Origin of the sequence: Salegentibacter sp. BDJ18 (assembly GCF_017579965.1) — a bacterium.
Taxonomy (GTDB): Bacteria; Bacteroidota; Bacteroidia; order Flavobacteriales; family Flavobacteriaceae; genus Salegentibacter.
The window spans coordinates 18,370-40,291 of sequence record NZ_JAFLQX010000017.1 but is presented as its reverse complement, the minus strand read 5'-3'; the positions used below and the strand labels follow the sequence as shown (position 1 = coordinate 40,291).

At 37.8% G+C, this 21,922-nt stretch carries 18 protein-coding genes; all 18 read right to left on the bottom strand.

The features are described from left to right. Positions 1 to 211: 211 nt before the first annotated feature. The 18 genes from J0871_RS09805 to pgmB all read right to left on the bottom strand — a co-directional run bounded on the left by J0871_RS09805 (position 212) and on the right by pgmB (position 21,864). Positions 212 to 1,735: a bifunctional GNAT family N-acetyltransferase/carbon-nitrogen hydrolase family protein gene (locus J0871_RS09805; RefSeq protein ID WP_037320845.1), complete on the bottom strand. Its 1,524-nt coding sequence runs from the start codon at positions 1,733 to 1,735 to the stop codon at positions 212 to 214. 308 nt (positions 1,736 to 2,043) lie between these two features. Then, entirely contained in the window at positions 2,044 to 2,676 is a 633-nt protein-coding gene (locus tag J0871_RS09800) for a response regulator transcription factor (protein WP_208225059.1), read from the bottom strand. Then, on the bottom strand, positions 2,669 to 3,457 hold the full coding sequence (locus J0871_RS09795) for a histidine kinase (RefSeq protein WP_208225058.1): 789 nt from the start codon (positions 3,455 to 3,457) through the stop codon (positions 2,669 to 2,671). The genes J0871_RS09800 and J0871_RS09795 overlap by 8 nt, the downstream gene beginning before the upstream one ends. Beyond that, positions 3,447 to 4,163 carry a hypothetical protein gene (locus J0871_RS09790; RefSeq protein ID WP_208225057.1) on the bottom strand — a complete coding sequence of 239 codons (717 nt, stop codon included), beginning with the start codon at positions 4,161 to 4,163 and terminating at the stop codon, positions 3,447 to 3,449. The genes J0871_RS09795 and J0871_RS09790 overlap by 11 nt, the downstream gene beginning before the upstream one ends. After that, positions 4,163 to 4,549, bottom strand: coding sequence for a hypothetical protein (locus tag J0871_RS09785; protein ID WP_208225056.1), 387 nt, complete (start codon positions 4,547 to 4,549; stop codon positions 4,163 to 4,165). Before J0871_RS09785 ends, J0871_RS09790 begins: the two co-directional genes overlap by 1 nt. 884 nt (positions 4,550 to 5,433) lie before the next feature. Then, on the bottom strand, positions 5,434 to 6,318 hold the full coding sequence (locus J0871_RS09780; protein ID WP_208225055.1) for a biotin-dependent carboxyltransferase family protein: 885 nt from the start codon (positions 6,316 to 6,318) through the stop codon (positions 5,434 to 5,436). Beyond that, positions 6,308 to 7,012 (bottom strand): 5-oxoprolinase subunit PxpB, encoded by a 705-nt coding sequence (pxpB, locus tag J0871_RS09775; protein WP_243870452.1) that lies wholly within the window; start codon positions 7,010 to 7,012, stop codon positions 6,308 to 6,310. The genes J0871_RS09780 and pxpB overlap by 11 nt, the downstream gene beginning before the upstream one ends. Positions 7,013 to 7,035: 23 nt before the next feature. Continuing rightward, positions 7,036 to 7,776 carry a 5-oxoprolinase subunit PxpA gene (gene pxpA / locus J0871_RS09770; RefSeq protein WP_208225053.1) on the bottom strand — a complete coding sequence of 247 codons (741 nt, stop codon included), beginning with the start codon at positions 7,774 to 7,776 and terminating at the stop codon, positions 7,036 to 7,038. Positions 7,777 to 7,885: 109 nt separating this feature from the next. Next, positions 7,886 to 9,106 (bottom strand): Nramp family divalent metal transporter, encoded by a 1,221-nt coding sequence (locus J0871_RS09765; RefSeq protein WP_208225052.1) that lies wholly within the window; start codon positions 9,104 to 9,106, stop codon positions 7,886 to 7,888. After that, entirely contained in the window at positions 9,106 to 10,257 is a 1,152-nt protein-coding gene (locus J0871_RS09760) for a DUF2891 domain-containing protein (RefSeq protein ID WP_208225051.1), read from the bottom strand. The genes J0871_RS09765 and J0871_RS09760 overlap by 1 nt, the downstream gene beginning before the upstream one ends. Positions 10,258 to 10,405: 148 nt before the next feature. Then, positions 10,406 to 11,944, bottom strand: a complete 1,539-nt coding sequence (locus J0871_RS09755; RefSeq protein ID WP_208225050.1) for a YifB family Mg chelatase-like AAA ATPase — start codon at positions 11,942 to 11,944, stop codon at positions 10,406 to 10,408. 47 nt (positions 11,945 to 11,991) lie between these two features. Continuing rightward, positions 11,992 to 12,852: an N-acetylglucosamine kinase gene (locus J0871_RS09750; RefSeq protein WP_075326388.1), complete on the bottom strand. Its 861-nt coding sequence runs from the start codon at positions 12,850 to 12,852 to the stop codon at positions 11,992 to 11,994. Between the two features lie 96 nt (positions 12,853 to 12,948). Beyond that, a complete protein-coding gene (gene gap, locus J0871_RS09745; RefSeq protein WP_208225049.1) occupies positions 12,949 to 13,947 on the bottom strand; it encodes a type I glyceraldehyde-3-phosphate dehydrogenase in 999 nt (332 codons plus the stop codon). 18 nt (positions 13,948 to 13,965) lie between these two features. After that, the gene (gene pfkA / locus J0871_RS09740; RefSeq protein WP_075326385.1) at positions 13,966 to 14,952 is read right to left on the bottom strand and encodes a 6-phosphofructokinase; all 987 of its coding nucleotides are present in this window, start codon (positions 14,950 to 14,952) and stop codon (positions 13,966 to 13,968) included. Between the two features lie 124 nt (positions 14,953 to 15,076). Continuing rightward, positions 15,077 to 16,516 (bottom strand): alpha-amylase family glycosyl hydrolase, encoded by a 1,440-nt coding sequence (locus J0871_RS09735; RefSeq protein ID WP_208225048.1) that lies wholly within the window; start codon positions 16,514 to 16,516, stop codon positions 15,077 to 15,079. A 236-nt stretch (positions 16,517 to 16,752) separates the two neighbouring features. Continuing rightward, a complete protein-coding gene (locus tag J0871_RS09730; RefSeq protein WP_208225047.1) occupies positions 16,753 to 18,609 on the bottom strand; it encodes a glycoside hydrolase family 13 protein in 1,857 nt (618 codons plus the stop codon). Between the two features lie 207 nt (positions 18,610 to 18,816). Beyond that, complete coding sequence (locus tag J0871_RS09725; protein WP_208225046.1) at positions 18,817 to 21,123, bottom strand: glycoside hydrolase family 65 protein; 2,307 nt, start codon at positions 21,121 to 21,123, stop codon at positions 18,817 to 18,819. 81 nt (positions 21,124 to 21,204) lie between these two features. Next, complete coding sequence (pgmB, locus tag J0871_RS09720; protein WP_208225045.1) at positions 21,205 to 21,864, bottom strand: beta-phosphoglucomutase; 660 nt, start codon at positions 21,862 to 21,864, stop codon at positions 21,205 to 21,207. Positions 21,865 to 21,922: the final 58 nt, after the last annotated feature.

The following is a 21,922-nucleotide window of genomic DNA, read 5'->3' as shown; positions in this document are numbered from 1 at the left end:
AAAATTCTTAATTTATTGAAGGATTTTTTGTGTTTTAAATGTTTTAAGCTGAATTTCTAATAATTTGATAATTATACCAGATTCTCGAAATAATTCACATTTTAGAAAAGATTGTCACCGCCTGGGGCTTCGCATTGACGGTAAACAAATCAATGCAAGTTCCAAATACTTCCTACGGAAAACTGAGAAACTGATAACTGATAGCCGAGAACTACTTTTTCTTCTTCAAAGAATATAAATCCTTCCTTCTGTCTTTCATATTTCTTACACTTCCAAAGGCGTGAAGTTCTTTTAGCAGATCCAGGTCTACATCAACCAATAAGGTACTTTCGGTATTTGGGGTGGCTTCGGCTTTAATTCCATTTACGGGAAATGCGAAATCAGATGGCGTTAATACCGCGCTTTGAGCATACTGGATATCCATATTATTTACTTTAGGTAAATTCCCTACAGATCCTGCAATGGCAACATAACATTCATTTTCTACCGCCCTGGCCTGTGCGCATATTTTTACGCGGGAATATCCATTTTGGGTATCGGTCATAAACGGAACAAAAAGAATATTCATTCCTTCTTCGGCTAAAATTCGGCCTACCTCAGGGAATTCAATATCATAACAAATTAATACACCAATTTTTCCACAGTCGGTATCAAAGGTTTGCAATTTACTACCGCCCTTCATTCCCCAGGCCGATTCTTCAGCCGGCGTGATATGTAATTTTTCATAACGCTCATAACTTCCGTCACGGCGGCATAAGAAACCAACATTATACATGTGTTCACCAATCACCATAGGCATACTTCCGGTGATGATATTTATGTTGTAATTTACCGCAAATTCCTGGAAGGTTTCCAGCAAACGTTCGGTATAGGTAGAAAGTCCGCGGATAGCTTCAGGTTCCGTAAGCTCATTGAATTCGGCCATAAGTGGCGCATTGAACAATTCAGGAAAAAGGATAAAATCACTCTGGTAATCACTTACCGCATCTACAAAGAATTCAATTTGTGAAACCAGCGCATCATAATCTTTAAAAAGTCGCATTTGCCATTGTACCAACCCAAGCCGAACCACGGTTTTGGGCGTATCTATCAATTTGGTGGTTTTGGTGTAGTAAATATTATTCCACTCCATCAAAACCGCGTATTCTTTACTTTCGGCATCGCCGGGCAAATAACCTTTAATCACTTTCTTTACGTGAAAATCGTTGGAAAGCTGAAAAGACAACACGGGATCATGAATTTCCTGCAATTTTACTTTTTCAATATATTTTTTAGGGGTGAGTTCTTTAGAATATGTCGCGTAATTAGGAATTCGCCCACCAAACACAATAGATTTTAGATTAAGCTGCTCACAAACCTCTTTTCGGGCTTCGTATAAACGTCTTCCCAGGCGCATTCCGCGGTAATCTGGATGAATAAAAACATCTATTCCGTATAAAATATCACCATTCTTAGTGTGGGTAGAAAAGTTTTCACCACCAATTATTTCATCGTAAGTATGATCTTCATCAAACTTTTTAGAATCGATGATGATAGAAAGTGCGCAACCGGCTATTTTATTATCTATAATTATACAAAACTGCCCTTCAGGAAATTTATTCACCAGGTTCCTAATTTCATCTTTACTCCAGTATTCCTCTGGCATTTTCTGGTAGCTCTTTATCATAGAAACTTTTAGTTCCTGATAATCTTTAAGCTTTAAATTTCGAAGTTCAATTTTGGGAGTTTCGTTCACGACATTATTTTTTTGTGATTGCGAAGATACAGCAGAAAGTTATCTATTAAAAATAGGAAAGGGATTTGGCTTTAATTCACGAATAGTTTTGTGACTAATTACCTTTTACAATCAGTTTGACGTCACCCTGTCCCGACGCTTCGGGATTGTTTCAGGGTCTAAGTAGAGCTTAACTACTTTTCAACCTAGATGCTGAAACAAGTTCAGCATGACGTTCTATGGTAAGATCAGACTTATTAAAAATAGATTCAAAAAATCTTAGTTCTGTTTAAAATTTTCGTAACTCCCCCTTTGGGGGCTGGGGGGCCTTACAATAACAAAATCCTGTGCTTAATGGCGTATAGCACCAAGCCGGTACGGCTTCTTACATTTAGTTTCTGAAACAGACTTTCACGATATCCGTCTATAGTCTTCGGGCTAAGATTCATTTCGTTTGCCACTTCTTTATAGGTCATTTCAGAACAGGCCAGGCTAAGAAATTCCAGTTCGCGTTTAGTAAGGTTTACAAGTTTATTTTCTTTATCCTTATTTTTAATGGCTTCAGAAACCGCATCGCTATAGAAAAAGCCTTCCTTTATCACCTCATCCATGGCAAACTTAAACTCATCGGGATCTATATCTTTTAATAAATATCCGCGACAACCCAACTTCACCATAAAAGTCACGGTTTCCTCATCGTCTTCCATAGTAAGCGCCAAAACTTTTTGGTCGGGATAATTCTCTTTGAGCCAGGCCATCGTTTCAGGGCCATCCATTATTGGCATTCTAATATCCAACAATACCAAATCGGGTTTAGGTTGGTTGGCTTTAAATTGATTCACCAGTTCCTGCCCGTTTTTATGCACGCCATTAACCTCGTAATTCTCAAAAGAATTCACCAGGTTTTTTAAAGATTGTGAAAATAAAGTATGATCGTCTACAATTGCTACGGTATTATTCATCTTGTTGCCCCATTAAAGAATACCGTAAAGATAAGGAAGTTCCACCGCCTATAGAAGTTTCCAGTTCAAACTTTGCCTGTATCAGCGCTGCCCTGCTTTCCATATTGAATAATCCGGAATTCTTCTTTACCGCCTCCATATCAAATCCCTGCCCGTTATCTTTTGCGGTAATAATTATTTCTTCGGAAGTAAAACTAATATGAACACTTAATGCTGAAGCCTTTGCGTGCTTGATAACGTTAGAAAAGAATTCCTGAAGTATCCTGAATAAAATTATACTGTGTTGCTGCGAAATTTCCTGTTTTTCTCCGGTTACTTTCATTTCGGTTTCAATAACGCCCATACGCTGAAACCTTGCCAGTTCATTTTCTACAGAAACCACCAAACCGGCGTAACCAATTACCTGGTTGTTTAAGGACTTTGAGAGCGAACGCACTTCCTGAAGCGAATTTGCCACGGTTTCTTTAATTTCTAAAGCTGAAGCTTTCTCGGCTTCAGGTAGGTTTCTGGAAAAGATATTCAACTGCATATTAGCAACAGAAAGTAACTGACCAATATTATCGTGCAATTCCCATCCTACATTTTTTAAGGTTTGTTCCTGCATTTCTAAACGCGACTGGGAAATTTCCCGTTCAAACCGCTGTTTAGCTTCAAATTGCTCTTGCAGCATTTTATTTTTCCGTCTTTGATACACCACAAAAAAAACGATCACAAAAGCCGTTAGCAGTAGGATAACTACCACAAAATAGATGATAAGTAAAATTTCTTCTTTAGAAAGCATTCTTTATATTCTTAGAAGTTGGTTTATTCATGTTCGAGAGCCATAAAAAGGCAATGCTATAGGAACCGTACATAAATATATTCATTGCAATCATAACCAAACTACTGAGTTCTACAAATTCCGGGCTTTTATCATTAAAATATTTAAAATAAATAAAAATAGGCGTAGTGGTTAAGAAGTACAAAAGTGCTGAAAAGGAAATATAGAAACTGATTTCTCTTTTAATATTTAGAATTTTAGAACTCAGTAAAATTTCAAAATAATAATAGAAAATAACTCCCAGCAGAAAAAAACTACCTAATAAATAAGTAACTACGGAATTACTCTGAAGAAATACATCTGAAAATATTAAATTGGCAATACAGATTATCACATATAAGAGCAAAGCTTTATCAATAAATTTTCTGGTTTTATTATTTGAAATATTCCACTTAAAAAAGAGTATATAAACAACAAAACTTATAATCAAATAAGGATTATATAACCAATAAGTTCTGTACAAAAAAGTTTGCTTTAGAAAATGTAATTCTTCATTCCAGTAGATTGCAGCCGGAAATAATCCTATACTTTCAACAAAGAATGTTAGCAACAGAAAATACGAAAAAAACCCAACCGCTTTATCGGCTGGGTTTTTCTGGTAAAAATATAAGCAGCATATGGCCGCAATACCCTCAAGTAAAAATACCAGGAATCTAAAATCTTGCATTAATATTCCATTGGAGGCCAGCCCGAGCCAATTGTATTATATGGCTCAATTTCATAATTATTAGGGTCAGAGTCTTCCTGTGCAGTTTCCGTTTCACCCTTAGCTTCTTTGGTGGGGGACAGAAACATGGTAGTATAACTTTTTTTCTCCTTGGTTTTAGGATAAGCTCCTAAATAAAACCGAATTCCCGGTTTCTCTACTCCCTGCTCCTTAGATTTCTCCTTAACATAATCCAGGTATTCCTGTAATTCGTCCAGGCTATACCAGAATTCGCGAGTATCTTCATAACCCTCGGCTTCCCTAATATCCTTTCCACGGGTTTTTACCCATTCGTCCTGTTCCTTACGCGCTTCTTCAATGCTAATGCATTTTTTTGGTTTTTTCATTTTAAGTTGGTTGGTTAAAACTTAATTTTTTGTTAAGGTAAATTTAGAAGAATTTTTCTGTTTGGCAAATCTTTGGTTTTCAGTTGTTTTTCGGTTGTGGGTTCTCAGTTGTGAGTTTTCTGTTTTTGGTTATTCCGGCTAAGGGTTTGGTATTGGCAGTCTGGTGTTTATTGTTCGAGATTTATTGTTTTTTCGCCACGAATACACGAATATTTTGTTTCGTCATTGCGAGGAAGCGTTGGCTGACGTGGCAATCTGTTCTGGATGAGTTCTCTATTTGGTGTTTAAGGGTTAATTCAACCTAGATGCTGAAATAAATTCAGCATGACGTTCTGAAGATCCCGACTGAAGTCGGGATAATTCGATCAGCATTTTTAATGCGTCTACGACTTTTAAAAATGCGATCTTATTAGAAAGGGGATTTTTCCCCTTGTGACGAGCGTACTTATCTTCTACTTTTGACATAGTCATTTTAGTTAGCTAAAGTGTTTTGGGGCAAAAAAGTGTCGTCAACGGTGAGGAGTTTGATTGGTAGGGTAATCAGGCTTCTCGTAACCAGGGCGGCACTTTTTTATTTTAGTGAGCCTTGATATTCATAAGGCCTTTGGCCGTAATGAATATCTTAGAGCGAACTAATCCCGATTTCACATCGGGATCTACCTGAGGATAATTAAATCATCCGTCACTCTGAACTTGTTTCAGAATCTAAAAACTTAGGTAAACCCTTCCTCCAATGGGGGAATTCTATTTATCCTATAATCTTCTCCTTCAAATAGCTCGTCACCCTGAACTTGTTTCAGGGTCTAACATGTTAGATGCTGAAATAATCCCGAAGCATCGGGACAGCATGACGTAAGTATAAAGAAAAGTATAATACAACTTTTTCAGGATAATGCTTCTCCCCCTTTGGGGGTCGGGGGGCTTTTAAACCTAATCTTATCTCCCGCCATTTTCTGCGCCATCATATTAATTCCTTTTTCACTTAATTGCAAAACCCTTGGATAACCACCCGTGGTTTGACAATCACGCATAAGAACGATCAATTTTCCGCCGGGAGTGAGTTGAACGGTTCCGGGAAGCACCGGGCCGGTAATAATAGGCTGCAGTTCGTTCTCTAAGAGCTCACTTAGCTGGATAGCCATTCTATTATTATTTTTATCAATACTGAACTTACTCTGTCTTAAATGACTTTTTAAAGTTTCAGGCAGTTTTTCAAATTCCGGGCCGGGAAAAACTTCTATTTCTTCCGAGTTAAGATATTCCTCATCAAACTTTATCGCAGTGTGAGTCTCATATTTTTCCTCCTCAGAAGCTTCGTATTGGAGTTTCATCCCTTTCTCGAGCTTTTCGTGTCTCGTAATATCGTCGTACCAACTACGGCTCCCTAAAACCTTTTCGGTTTTAAATCCGTCAAGGATTGCTAAATAGGAACGCATTCCGTATTCCGGCCTTCCAAAAGATAAAATATCACCTTCGTGAATTTTCACCACTTCATTATTGTCAATTTCAGTATTGTTTAGTTTTGGAGAAAGATGTGCGCCGCTAATGGCAATTTTTGTCGCTGCCGAAAATTTAAGTTTTGGACCCATTTGGGTAATTTCCATCACCGCGGCATCGGCCTGATTTTGCAAAATAAGGTTGGCAGTTTTTAGAGCAATCCTATCCATCACTCCACTTAAAGGAACTCCATATTTTTGAAATCCGCGGCGACCAAAATCCTGGATCGTGGAAAATAATCCCGGATGTAAAATTTCAACTTCAGCCTTCATAATTTTCTTTTTTTAGTTGAAAAGTTCCTTCGGAAATTTGCTCCGAAATTTCTTTAAATTCTTCTTTGGAAACCGAATAAAATTTCACTTTATCCCCGGCCGAAATCTCACAGGGTGGATCGTTATTTTTATCAAAAAATTGAACCGGACAATTGCCTAAAATCTGCCATCCGCCGGGACTGGATTTCGGGTAAATTCCGGTCTGGTTTTCACCTATTCCCACAGCCCCTTTTTCGATCTTCATTCGGGGTTGATTTCTACGCGAAATTTGAAGCTTTTTATCAAGGCCTCCCAGGTATAAAAATCCGGGTAAAAATCCTGTAAAAAATACCGTATAAAATGGTTTGGTATGTAGCTGGATAATTTCTTCTTTTGAGAGTTTTTTTTCTTTGGAAATGTATTCCAGATCCCAACCGAATTCCTCCTCATAGCAAACCGGTAAATGAAAAATTTGCTGGTTATTTATTTTTCCTATCTTAGCCTCTCCAAACAGCTCCTTAATCGCTGAAACCTCATTATAGACGTTTTCTATACTAAACATATAACTAATTAATAACGAGTTATATGTATTGATTACCTCAACATTTACTTCATTATAAAATTCTTCTAGCTTATCTTTGTAAAAAAGGAGCTTTCTGAGAAGTTTTTCACTAATCTCAGGCTCAAATTCTATTAGAATTCCCCGCTCTCCCATCGGTGTTATTTTAGGAAAATCATTCATTTTGCATTCTTAATTTTAATATTATGCTCAGTAAATTTCTGCTGTAAAAAGTTTATAATTTCAACTGAATTTGGCGTGTCACTATGCAGGCAAAAAGTAGTGGCGCTGCAACTAGTTTTTGTCCCGTTTTCGCAGGTGATTTTTCCTTCAGAAAACATAGAAAAAAGATGTTCAAAAACAGCCTCTTTTTCGCTTATTAAAGCATTGGATTTTGAACGCGAAACCAGGCTGTAATCTAGGTTATAATTTCGGTCGGCAAAAGCTTCAAAAACGATTGGAATTTTCCCTTTCGCAAGTTTAGAAATCACAGAATTTAACGAACAAAAAAGCGCTAAATTTTGATCAAATTCCAGTAAAGAATCTATGATAATTTGAGCTATTTTTTCGTCTTTTGCAGCTTCATTATAAAGTGCCCCATGAGGTTTCACATGGGTGAGTTTTACCCCTTCTGCTTCGGCCAATTGTTTTAAACTTAAAATTTGCGCAACAATAGAACGCTGCAATTCTTCCGCAGAAATCTTCATAGTTTTTCTTCCAAAATTTTCCTTGTCGGGATAAGAAGGATGCGCCCCTATTTCTACACCATGCTCCACGGCAAGTTTAATCGTTTGCTGCATGGTTTCAAGAGTTCCTGCGTGACCGCCGCAAGCAATATTGCAGGCAGAAATATGCGGCATTAGATCTGCATCAAATTCGCCGCCTTCACCTACATCGCAGTTTATATGGATTTTTTTCATCTTTTTATTTTAAGTTATGCAACTTTCTACTAATTAAATTTCTATACAACATCCGGAACTTTACACCTAAAAGGTTTTAGAAACCTTGCAGGAATATAAAATAGATGTATTAAAAACCTTGTAAAACGCTTAGAATCGCTTTAATTCCTAAAAATACAGAAAGTGCAATAACAAGTATCCCCAATACATTTTGAAGCTTAGAATTGCGGTGTTTACCCAAAACCGAGGCTTTATTGACTACCCAAAATAAGAAAATAGCAATTACGGGCAATAGGATTCCATTGGCAATTTGAGCAAAGCGTATAATCTCAATAGGATTAATTTGCAGGGAAGAGAAGAAAACGCCCAAAATAAGAACCGAGGCCCAGACCATTTTAAATTTTGCTGACTTCATCCCGCCTTTCCAACCAAAGCAACCTTTTACCACGTAAGCGGCAGCTAAAGGAGCGGTAATAGAAGAAGTGATCCCGGCAGCTAAAAGCCCCAAGGACATAAACCAGGTAGCAAATTTCCCGAAAAGCGGCTCAAGGCTTACCGCCATATCAGCTGCAGAATTCACATTAGTTAAGCCGGAAGAAGCGGCACTAATTAGAATTGCCATAGAAACCGTACCACCAAGGATTATAGAAACTATGAGTTCTTTCCTGGCAATTGGCAAATAAGAAGCTTCTTTCCACTTTTCACTAACGAGAGAAGCGTGCAGAAACAAATTGTAAGGAACCACGGTAGTACCTACAATAGCCATTACCGTAAGCAATCCGGCAGCATTACTTGTGAACATAAGTCCGCTTAAAACTTCTAAAATATTAGGTTTGGTTAGAATAGCAGTAAGCACAAAACTTATACTCATTAGCAAAACCAGGCCAATAAAGATCTTTTCGAGGGTTTTGTAGCTTCCGGTGAATAAAAGTATAAACGCGACTGCGCCAATAAAAATACTCCATAAGTTGAGCCTAAAATCGCCAATTTGCAGATTCTGAATTCCAAAGATAGCTTCAGCTCCAAGAACAGCACCGGTAATATTACCTGCTTCGTAAGCAGCATTCCCAATAACTATAGCTGAAAAAATAAGGATAATTGCTAAAAACCTGAAGATCGGTTTTTTAATCTCTTCCCGAATAACATCACTTAAACCCTTTTGTGAGACCACGCCCAGCCTGGCTGCCATTTCCTGTAAAATTATACAGGAAACTATTGAAAGCACTAAAGCCCAGAGCAGGCTGTAACCAAATTCAACCCCGGCGAGCGTACAAACCGTAACCGTTCCCGGCCCAATAAATGCCGCCGAGACCAGGATTCCCGGCCCAAGGTTTTTCAAGAAATTTCGCACTACATATCTTTAGATTCCTGCAAAGCATAAATAGCAAATGTACCTAACCAATGGCCGCCTTCGTAACTATCTCCTACCAAATTAGGAAAAGAATACGCCACGTGTCTATCGGCAATTTCCTGTAAATGTGAGAATTTCTCTGGGTATTGATTTATAAGTCCGTAGAAAACCCAGGCACGACTAAAGTTAAGTCCGTCAAGATGTACCAGCTTTCCATCGGTTCTATCAGAAACTTCTCCAACTTCCATTTCAAAATCTTTAGATTTTAACTGCGGAAGAAAATCTTCCAACCACATTTCAAAGGCATTTTTTGGTAAAACACGGCGCATAATATTTACTTCTTCCAAACAAGGTGAGAGAAAATCAAATCCGCCCGGTTCCCAGGTAATTGGGCAATTATCGTCCTTCAAATAAAAATCTCTAGCCCTATTTGAGATCAATTGCTTAAATTCGGTATTTTCTGTAGCCACGGCATAATCGTAAGCAAAACTAAGTCCGAAAGCTGTATTAGCGTGTTCCCCCACTCTAATTGGGTAATTCAGTTTTGGAAGAAACTCCAGGTATTTATTCACAATAAGATTTGTAAGCGGATCTAAATTTTGTTTTAATTCTTTGGCCAGAGGGTCGTTCCAGGTTTCAATTTCTTCAGCAAGTTTTAATAGCCAGGCCCATCCATAGGTACGCTCAAAAGAATCGCTTTGTTCTCTGTTAAAATAAGCCACTTCGCCCTGAATATTTTCTTCAGAAAGAGATTCCTTTAATTTCTCTCTAATAGTCTCAGCTTTCTCCAAATCTGGAAATTGCTTAAGTAAACTCACCATGGACCAGTGTGCGTGAACCGATGAATGCCAATCAAAACAACCGTAAAATGCAGGGTGTAATTCAGAAGGTTCTCCTAAAGCTTCTTGATTTTCCAGGGTTTGATTTAGTTTATTAGGATATTCGGTATTAATACAATTTAGCGGAAGTTCGGCTAATCTATTGGCTTCCTCCCTGGTAAATTCCACACGGTTTTCACCTAATAGATCGCTGGTTAAAGAGTTTTCTTCTTTAATAGTATCTCGCTCCATTTCTGAAACTTTTTTAACTTCGGGTTCCCCTTTACACGCGAATATTGAAACGGCAATAAGCAACAATAAACTTTTTTTCATAGTAGTCTGGTCTTAGCTAATAAATTACCCCTAAACCAATTTTCGGGACTTTAATCAATTTTTATAGCGAGTAAATATAAATTTAAAAGTTGACATATTTCATGGCTTCTTTTTTTCAAAAATATCAAAATTAACTTAAAAGAAGATTTTAGCCAAGCCAGCCATCTCGATCCAGACTTCTATACTGAATAGCTTCGCTAATATGGTTTCCTTTAATATTTTCTGAATTTTCTAAATCGGCTATAGTTCTAGAAACTTTAAGAATACGATCGTAAGCGCGAGCAGAAAGATTTAAACGCTCCATTGCGGTTTTTAGCAACGCTTTTGAAGCATCATCTAAAGCACAAAACTTTCGAATTTGGCGTACACTCATTTGTGCATTATAGTGCACCGAATCAGATTCTTTAAAACGTTCGGTTTGAAATTGGCGTGCCTGAGTCACTCTTTTCCTAATTTCAACGCTGCTTTCCCCACGGCGTTCTTCACTTAATTTTTCAAATGGAACGGGAGTCACTTCAATATGTATGTCTATCCTATCTAATAAAGGGCCGCTAATCTTACTTAAATAGCGTTGCATTTCTGCCGGCGAAGAAGTTGCAGGCGCATCGGGATCGTTAAAATATCCGCTTGGACTGGGATTCATACTCGCCACCAGCATAAAGCTAGAAGGATAAGTTACCGTAAATTTAGCTCTAGAAATCGTTACTTCCCGATCTTCTAAAGGTTGACGCATTACTTCTAAAACGCCGCGTTTAAATTCTGGAAGTTCATCCAGGAATAAAACCCCATTATGTGAAAGAGAGATCTCACCAGGTTGGGGATATGCCCCACCGCCGACAAGTGCAACGTCTGAAATTGTGTGATGAGGACTTCTAAATGGCCTTTGAGACATTAAACCTACATGTTCTTTTACCCGACCAACCACACTATGAATTTTAGTAGTTTCCAGGGCTTCGTGTAAAGTCATTGGTGGTAAAATACTGGGTAGGCGTTTTGCCAGCATCGTTTTACCGGCTCCCGGCGGACCAATTAAAATAATATTATGACCGCCCGCTGCGGCAATTTCCATACAGCGTTTTATAGATTCCTGACCTTTAACATCGGCAAAATCGTGTTCGGGATGATCAAGGTTTTTGTAGAATTCTTCGCGGGTATTAATTATGGTTCGCTCTAAAGCTTCATCTTTATCAAAAAAGTTGATTACTTCTGTGATATTTTCCACGCCATAAACTTCAAGTCCGCTAACAATGGCGGCTTCTTTGGCATTTTGCTTCGGAAGTATAAATCCTTTAAAACCTTCTTCTTTGGCTTTAATAGCAATGGGTAAGGCGCCCTTTATGGGTTGCAAGCTTCCGTCTAACGAAAGCTCACCCATAATTATATATTCTGAAATATTTTCTGCTTTAATTTGGCCTGAAGCGGCCAGAATCCCAAGGCTTAAACTAAGATCGTAAGCCGAACCTTCTTTTCTAAGATCGGCTGGCGCCATATTGACAATAATCTTTTTACCCGGAAACTTATAGCCGTTATTTTGTAGCGCGGCTGCAATTCTAAAACTGCTTTCCCTAACAGCATTATCTGGAAGACCAACTAAATGATATCCAATACCGGTTGCTACATTTACCTCTATAGTAATTGTAGTTGCCTCTACCCCAAAGACGGCACTTCCATAAACTTTTATAAGCATTTAAGTGTAAATTTCTTAAATGTACTAAAATTTATGAAAAACTGTAATTAATTAGGAGCAAGCACTTCTTTTCTATAGTATTCTATTAACGCATCAATAGGTCTTCGTACAATATTCCCAATTTCTATTCCATAAGGTTGCGCTACTGCACGAATAATATCTTCACTAAAGTAAGCGATGGTACCAATAAAATGCACAGGTGTATTTTGGGCTTGTTTGTAGCACATAACACGGGAATGCATAAAATCTGTAATTCCTTCGTGTACTAATTTGTAGAAATAACCATTGCGCTCGTTAGAAAAAATAAATTCCGCAAAAGAAGCGAGGTAAGTATTTGGGTTCTCTCTGCGGTAGAGGTTTTTCTTAATCTCATCTGACTCCATATTGTATAACTTACCAAATTCTTCAGCAAGTTCTGGAGGCATCCTTTTGTAATAATAATCTCTAATTAGTCTTTTTCCGAAGTAATTTCCACTGGCTTCATCCATAAGAATATAACCAAGAGAGTGTACGGCCTGGTGAATATCCTTGCCGTCAAAGTAACAACTATTAGAACCTGTACCAAGAATACATACAATTCCAGGCTCTGTAGTGGCGGCGTAAACCGCAGCTACCATATCTTCCAGGATTATAACTTCTTCTACATTGGTAAAGAAATTGGTAAAAATTCCTTCCAATAATTTTTTAGGCGTTTCGGTACCACAACCGGCGCCATAAAAATGCACGCGTTCTACTTTATCTTTTACTTCTTTTAATTCGGCATTTTCTTCAATACGTTGTTCCAGTACTCCCTCGGGAAATACTGCCGGATTTAATCCTTTGGTGCGGGTTCTAAGTAATTCTTCTCCCGTTGCACTAAGTAAAATCCAATCACATTTTGTAGAGCCACCGTCCGCTATTAATATCATGTGTGTGTGAATATGGTTTAATTAAAAAGCCTGAGGAAAGGGCTAAAGATTAAAAATAACCTAAGCGTAGCTTTCTTCAGGCTCTAAAATAAAATATTAAATTGAATTAACGTGTGCCGCTAAATCCAAAAGTTTGGCAGAATAACCATATTCGTTATCATACCATGCGATTAATTTGAAAAAATTATCGTTAAGTGCAATTCCTGCATCAGCATCAAAATTACAAGTGTGTGCGTCTGATACGTAATCCTGAGAAACCACAGCATCGTCAGTATAAGAAATCACTCCTTTGTAAGCTCCTTCAGAAGCTTTTTTGAATGCAGCTTTTACATCATCGTAGCTCACAGACTTGTCTGTCTTAACCGTAAGGTCTACTACAGAAACATCTGCGGTTGGTACTCTAAAAGCCATCCCGGTAAGTTTCCCGTCTAGTTTAGGAATTACTTTCCCTACAGCAACTGCTGCACCGGTTGAAGATGGAATAATATTCATAAGAGCACTTCTACCACCTCTAAAATCTTTTGCTGATGGCCCATCTACAGTTAACTGTGTAGCTGTAGTTGCGTGAACTGTTGTCATTAAACCTTCTACAAGACCAAACTCATCGTCTATTACTTTTGCAAGTGGAGCAAGACAGTTTGTAGTACAGGAAGCGTTAGAAACAATTGTATCTTCCGGCTTAACATCCTTATGGTTAACACCCATTACAAACATAGGTGCGGTTTTAGATGGTGCAGAAATAACTACTTTCTTAGCACCGGCATCAATATGCGCCTGTGCAGAGTCTTTTTCTTTAAAGATACCTGTACAGTCAATCACAACATCTACACCTACATCGTTCCATTTAAGGTCTGCCGGATTTTTTTCTGCTGTAATACGAATGGTATTTCCATTAACAACCAGATTTCCGTCTTTAACAGAAACATCTCCTTTAAATCTACCGTGAACAGAATCATATTTTAGCAAGTAAGCTAAATGATCTACATCAAGTAAATCGTTGATTGCTACAACTTCTACATTATCTTTTTCAGCCGCAATTCTAAACGCGATACGTCCTATTCGGCCAAAACCATTAATTCCAATTTTTGTACTCATAATTTAAATTTTAAAAATTTACACTGAAGTGATGTTTGCCACCCTTCTTAATTCCTGATCAAATTCCCTGTCTTCTTTTAAAGCAGTTTCCAAAGGCACATGAACCACTTTTTGGTGGTGCACGCCTAACATGATATTGGTTTTACCATCGGTTAATGCTTCAACCGCACCAACACCAAGCTTACTGGCCAGAACACGATCAAAACAACTTGGAGAACCTCCTCTTTGAATATGACCCAATACAGAGACTTTAATGTCATATTCTTCGTGGCTTTGCGAAATAAATTCAGCTAACTGAAAAATATTCTTTCCGCTCTTTTCACCTTCAGCCACCACGATAATGCTGGAAGTTTTTCCGGATTTTTTACTTTTTTCCAAAGAATCCATCATTCGTTGAATTCCCTGGTCTTCTTCCGGCAATAATATTTCTTCGGCTCCTGCACCAATACCACTATTTAAAGCAATATCACCTGCATCCCGACCCATAACTTCAATTAAGAATAATCGGTTATGAGAACTCGCGGTATCCCGAATTTTATCTATGGCTTCCACTACCGTGTTTAAAGCGGTGTCGTAACCAAGTGTATAATCGGTACCGTTAATATCGTTATCTATAGTTGCGGGAATTCCCACAATTGGAAAATTAAACTCGTTGCTAAAATAAAGGCCTCCGGTAAAAGTCCCATCTCCACCAATAGCAACCAAAGCATCTATACCGGCATCGGTAAGATTTTTATGAGCTTTTGCCCTTCCTTCTTTGGTTTTAAATTCTTCAGATCGGGAAGATTTTAGAAATGTACCTCCTTTATTAATGATGTTTCTAACAGATCTTGCGTTAAGTGGTTCAAAATCTGCTTCTATAAGTCCCTGAAACCCGCGGTAAACACCCACACATTCCAGATTATAGTATGAACAGGATCTAACAACCGCCCTTATAGCGGCGTTCATTCCGGGTGCATCACCCCCAGAAGTTAAGACTGCAATTTTATTAATTTTTTTCGCCATTAGGCCAAATCTATTTTAATTCTACAATATAACCTAATTTCCTAAAAAACTAAAACGTTTTCGGTTAATAACTAACAAAAACAGCCCTTTCGAGAGGGCTGTTTTTAGTTTTTTAGTAAATTTATTACTTATTTATTAAGATAAAGTACTGCCAGGGTTCCAAATCTATATTTTTATCTTCTGAAATCTCTAAGCTTTCTCCAGATAAATAATCTTCAAAACTTCCGTTTAATTGAATGCTGAAACTGGTATTTTCATCGCTCATATTGGCAATATAAAATAACCTGGCCCCATCTTTTTGCCTTTTAAAAGCTAGAATATTTTCTTCATCTGAAGTTTCTATATTTTCATAAGAAGCGGCTTCTTTTGCGCCGTGCAGGGCTTTGTTTTCATTTTTTAACTCACCGAGTTTTTGCAATAAGGGCCATACTTTCCCTTTTTTCTTCGGAATAGTATCTTTTTCAAAAAATAAAAGTCTTTTATCCATATCATATTCCTGCCCACTGTAAATTAATGGCATTCCAGGTAAAGTATAAGTAAGGGCCATCATAGTTTCTGAAGCATCTCCCATTCTTTCCTTTACCGTACCGTTCCAGGAATTCTCATCGTGGTTGGTAACAAAATTCATCAAATAATCATCTTCCTGGTAAGTGGAATCTATCTTCTGCATATAAGAATCCCAGTCTTTGGCAGTTTTCTTACCCTGCGCTATTTCATTCATAATATGGTGACCTTCCCAGTTGTAACCCATATCAAAAGCATTTTCAAAAAGATCTTTGTCTTCTGACTCGGCTAACATAAAAACCGGTTTTATTTCTTTTAATTGCGGAACAATGTTTTCCCAGAATTCGGTTGGTACTTCCCCCGCAACATCGGCTCTAAAACCATCAATATTATATTCTTCTACCCAAAACTTCATTTCTTCGCCCATAGCTTTGTGAAGTTCTTCGTTTTCAAAATTTAAATGAGCCACATCTGTCCAGCCCCAGGATTCCCCTGTTGCAGGATTTATAGGATCAGTAACTTCACCTTTATCATTTTTATGGTAAAATTCAGGTTTTTCCTCTATCCATTTATGATCCCACCCGGTGTGGTTAGCCACCCAATCCAGGATCACATACATATCGTTTTCGTGAGCGGTTTCAACCAATTTTTCAAAATCTTCAAAGCTCCCGAATTCAGGGTTTACATCGGTATAATCTGAAATCGCATAATAACTACCAAGGTACTTCTCTCTTTCTTCAGGATCCTCAATATCTTCTACTGAAAGATCACCGGTTGCCTTTCTATTTTTCATAGAAATAGGATAGACAGGCATCAACCAAATTACTTTTACACCCAATTCTTTTAACTGCGGAATATCTTCTGTAAAGGCATTAAAGGTTCCCTCGGGTGAATATTGGCGAATATTTGCTTCGTAAATCACCGCCGACTCTAAAGCGTCATTAGAAACCGGTGCGATTGCCTGTTCTTTTTCTTTTTGTTCTGGCTGCTCTTGTTTTTCATTTTCCTTACAGGAAAATAAGGCCGTTAAAGCCAGCAGCATTATTAAAGTTTTTTTCATTATTATTTATTTAGATGATATTTGATTTATGTTCTGTTTTTTTTATAACGTCATCCTGAATTTATTTCAGGATCTAATATGTTCGAATATAATATCATACTAGAAGCTGAAACAATCCCGATGCTTCGGGACAGCTTGACGTGCCCTATATTTTTCCTCCTGCAAGGTTTCTAAAACCTTGTAGGTTTTCCTTTTTTGTATACATTCTAGGTTTTGAAAACCTCGTAGGAAATTCACTACTCCATTTTTGTAGTAAAGAAATAAACTCCTTCTTCAGATAATTCCAATGAGTCTTCCCACTGAAATGTTTCTTCTGAAATAAGATTTTTAAAGGTTTTTCCTTCTAAATTCAATTCGCTGAAACGTTCCAGATCCAGAGTAATTGCTTCTTCATTCTTATTTAGAATAAGTACCAATACCTCATCTCCAGCTTTTCTGGTGATTAAATAAGTACTGTCTTCCGGAGCGAAATGTTTGGTTTCTCCTGAATGAATTGCTTCGCTGTTTTTACGGTAATTCATCACTTTTTTAACGAATTCCTGCATATCAGCTTTTTCTTCTGAAAGTTCTTCACCGGTAAAAGCATTCACTTCACTATCGTTCCAACCACCTGGGAACTCGGTTCTAATTAAACCGTGATCGCCTGGATTTTCGGTATCGTCCATTAAAATTTCAGTTCCGTAGTACATTTGGAAGATTCTTGGTAAAACGGCCATATAAGCTACCGTCATTTTGGTTTTGGCTACGTCTTCTCCAAGTTGGGTGTAGATTCGGCTTTTATCGTGATTATCAGGGAAAATCATAATGTTTTCAGGATCGGCATACGCGAAATCGTTAGCTAAACCCTCGTAAATTTCTACGAGCCCGGTGCCCCAGGTTTCTTCAGCTTTTAAGCCGGTTACAATTTTTTCCTGCATCGCGAAATCCATAGTAGATTTTAGGTTAGAATCATAACCGTTATCCACCCCATCCTGCCAGTAACGAATAAGTAACGGATTTAAACTCCACTCCTCGCCTACAATATTGAAATTTGGATATTCGGCCATAATCGCACCCGCCCAATCACTCATAAATGCTTTATCGGGATAAGGATAAGTATCCTGGCGAATTCCGCCTAAACCAAGAGTTTCAATCCACCAAATACTATTCTGAATAAGATATTTGGCCATAAACGGATTTTCCTGGTTTAGATCTGGCATGGTTTCTACAAACCAACCTTCAGTCATTCCTTTTTTATCGGTTTCTGAAGCGTATAAATCCTGGTTAGTCGTTCTACGGTGGTTGGAATACACCAATTCTTCCTCATTTTCAAATTTCTCCTGGAAGTTGATCCAATTGTCAAAAGGCAGATCGTCCATCCACCAATGCTCAACGCCGGCGTGATTAGCCACCTGGTCCATAACCAGTTTTATTCCACGATCGGCAGCTTTATCGGCTAATTCTCTATATTCTTCTAAAGTTCCAAACCGCGGATCTACATTATAAAAATCAGTCATTGCGTACCCGTGATAAGAACCCGATTTCATATCGTTAATCACTAAAGGCGAAGGCCAAATAGCGGTAAAACCCATTTCATCTATATAATCTAAATGATTGATGATTCCGCGGATATCACCACCGTGGCGACCATAATCATCTTCGCGGTTCTTGTTTTTTTCGTTTAGAGAATCAAAGCTGTCATTAGATTTATCTCCATTTGCAAATCGGTCTGGGGTGATTAAATAAATCGCATCGGTATTATCAAAACCAACATATTCTGATGCAGGCTTTTCCCGACTTTTCAATTCATATTCATATACTTCTTCTGAGCCGTTTTCCAGTTTAAAAGTAATATCAAAAGTTCCGGCTTCTGCGTTTCCGATTTCCAAATCGACAAACAGGTAATTAGGGCTATCAGCTTTTTCAACATTTTCAATGCTAACGCCCGGATAATCGATATTCGGAGTAGCATTTCCTATATTTTCACCGTAAACCATTAACTGGAGTTCGGTTTCTTCAAAACCCGTCCACCAGTTTGGCGGCTCTACGCGCTCTATTTGCGCAAACCCGGTTAAACCAGTGAGGAGAATTAAAGTGATTAGTATTTTTTTCATGATTTTTTGTTTTAAATAATTGAATTTTCAATCTATCGTCATTGCGATCCCGATTTTTATCGGGATTCTATTGATGTCGAACATTACCAACAACTTAGATTCTGAAACGAGTTCAGAATGACGGATAAAATTATTGTGTAGAAAAATTGTCTCTACTTAGACCTACAAGGTTTTGAAAACCTTGCAGGTATTTTATATCACAATAAATTAAACCGCTAATTCCTGGTTTGGCTGTACTTCCACAGTTTCTCCATTTACATTAATTTCAATGGCGTTGTCGCCTTCCAGGAAGAAAACCGTTTTATCTGCAGATACTTTCACTTTTAAGATCTGGTCTCTAAAATTCACTTTAAAAGAATAAGTTTTCCAGTCTTCCGGAATTGTAGGATTAAAAGAAAGTTGATCTTCTTTCACCCGCATTCCTCCAAAACCTTCTACAATACTCATCCAGGTTCCGGCCATACTTGTAATATGACACCCCTGCTCTACTTCTTTATTATAATCATCTAAATCCAGCCTTGAAGTTCTTAAATAGAACTCGTAAGCCTGCTTTGTTCTTCCCAGAAGTGCAGCCTGAATGCTATGCACGCAAGGAGAAAGCGAGGATTCGTGAACGGTGATAGGTTCGTAATAGTCAAAATGTTTTTCAAGTTCTTTTTTGCTAAAATGATCTTCAAAAAAGTAGAAGCCTTGCAAAACATCAGCTTGTTTAATATAGCAGGAACGTAAAATCCTGTCCCAACTCCATTTTTGGTTAATAGGACGTTGAGATTTGTCCAAATCGGCTATTAGAACGATCTCTTTATCTAAAAATCCGTCCTGCTGAAGGAAAACTTCGTGCTTTTCAGAATATGGGAAATACATATTTTCAGCAACTTCCCTCCATTTCGCCATTTCGCCTTCGTTAAGCCTGGTTTTACCCATTACACGCTTATAATCTTCGGCATAAGCATCCTTAACTTTTTCTATAGTTTCCAGGCAATATTCAATACACCATTTTGCCAAATAATTAGTGTACCAGTTATTGTGCACGTTATTTTCGTACTCGTTTGGCCCGGTTACACCCAGCATTACATATTTATTTCTGTGTTCGCTGAAATTGACTCTTTGCTGCCAGAATCTTGCAATCGCGATCATTACTTCCAGGCCTTTTTCCGGAATATAATCGAAATCGCCCGTGTAGCGTACATAATTATAAATGGCATAAACCATCGCGCCATTTCTATGAATTTCCTCGAAAGTAATTTCCCATTCATTATGGCTTTCTTCGCCATTCATCGTAACCATTGGATAAAGCGCCGCGCCATTGGTAAAACCAAGTTTTTCGGCATTCTCTATGGCTTTGTCTAAATGATTATAACGATAGGTCAATAAATTCCTGGCTACCTGCTGATCTTTGGTTGCCATATAAAAAGGAATACAATAGGCTTCGGTATCCCAATAAGTACTTCCGCCGTATTTCTCGCCGGTAAAGCCTTTTGGACCAATATTTAGACGCTCGTCTTTTCCTAAATAAGTTTGATTGAGCTGAAAAATATTAAAGCGAATTCCCTGTTGGGCTTTTACATCACCTTCAATAGTGATATCTGCCATTTCCCAAATTTTCTCCCAGGCTTCTTTTTGATCCTGAAGCAATTTGGAAAATCCGGCTTTAGTGGCATAATCTAATACTTTACTAGCCGCTTCCACGAGATCTGAACGCTTATGGTTCATATCGGTTACGTAGCCGGCATATTTTCTAAGACTTACTTTTTGTCCTTTTTCAGCTTTAACTGAATAGGAAAAAGTGAGTGAATCTGCAGTTTTGGTTTCAGTAAAATCGACATCTTGTTTTTCAGCATTCAGCAAAACTTCAGATTGCATATAGGTGTTTACGTGGAACTCAGTTTTTAAAGTTTTAGAAAGCACAAAACCTTTGTTGCCTTCAGATTTCACTTCTAAAGTCTTCCAAAAACGTTCTTCCCAGTTGGCATCGGTATTCGTGATTCCGCCATCTAGATACGGCTCAAAACGAACCTCAGCATCGCTGTTCAAAACTTCAATTTCAAAATCTATCGCGCCAAGTTCATCTTCAACAATAGAAAGAAAACGGGTGGCTTTTACCGAAATTTCGATTTCGTTTGGAAGCGTAGCTATAAAACTGCGGCGGTGAAAACCTTCTTTCATATTAAGTTCACGCTTAAAATCTTCAACTTTTTTACAGGTAAAAAGGTCTAAGGCCTCATCGTTTATAAACACGTTTACCCCAATCCAGTTGGGTGCGTTAAGTACTTTTGCAAAATATTCTGGATAGCCGTTTTTCCACCAGCCAACTTTGGTTTTATCAGGATAGTAAACCCCACCAATGTAGCTTCCCTGGAAACTGGGCCCTGAATAGTTTTCTTCAAAATTGGCTCGCTGCCCCATAACGCCGTTACCTATACTAAAAAGGCTTTCAGACGATTTTACGCGTTCTACATCAAATCCTTCTTCCAGAATGGACCACTCGTTAGGTTGTATATAATCTTGGTTCATTGCTTTATTTCTGTCTAATTTCTAATTGATAAACCCGGGACAAACCCATAGGTTTAAGTTGTATTATTGAAAGAAATTATCTCAATTACTGAGTAATTCCTTTATAAAATCTATATCTATTTCGGTGAAATCGTTGAATACATAATCGGCTTCACCCAATATTTCTTTTTCGCCAATTCCAATGCTCATCATATTTGCATTATTTGCAGCCTGTACTCCGGCTACAGAATCTTCAAAAACGATACTGTTTTCTGGATTAATATTTATCTTTTCTGCAGCGATAAGAAATACCTCAGGATCGGGCTTTGCTTTGCTAACATCATTGCCATCAACAATGGCATCAAATTTTTCCAGCAAATTGATCTTTTTTAAGATATTACGTGCGTTTTTACTTGCGGAACCCAAAGCGAAAGGAATATTATTTTCAATTAAATAATCTATCACCTTTTGAACTCCCGGAAGAATTTCGTCATCGTCCATTTTAGCAACATAAGAGAGATAATTTTCGTTTTTAAGCGCCATTTGGCGTTTAAATTCTGTTTTAGAAAGTTCCAATTCTCCCCATTCCAGTATTTTTTTAAGAGATTCTACCCTGCTAACACCTTTAAGTTGTTCGTTTTGGGCTTTGGTAAAATCGAAACCCAAATCGTTAGCCAGTTTTCTCCAGGCCAAAAAATGAAATTTTGCGGTATCTACAATTACGCCGTCTAAATCGAATATTACTCCTTTTGTTGTCTTCATTATCTTAAATTATCTCTTTTAATTATCATTTCAGCATTTCTTTCTCGACACAGTTCTC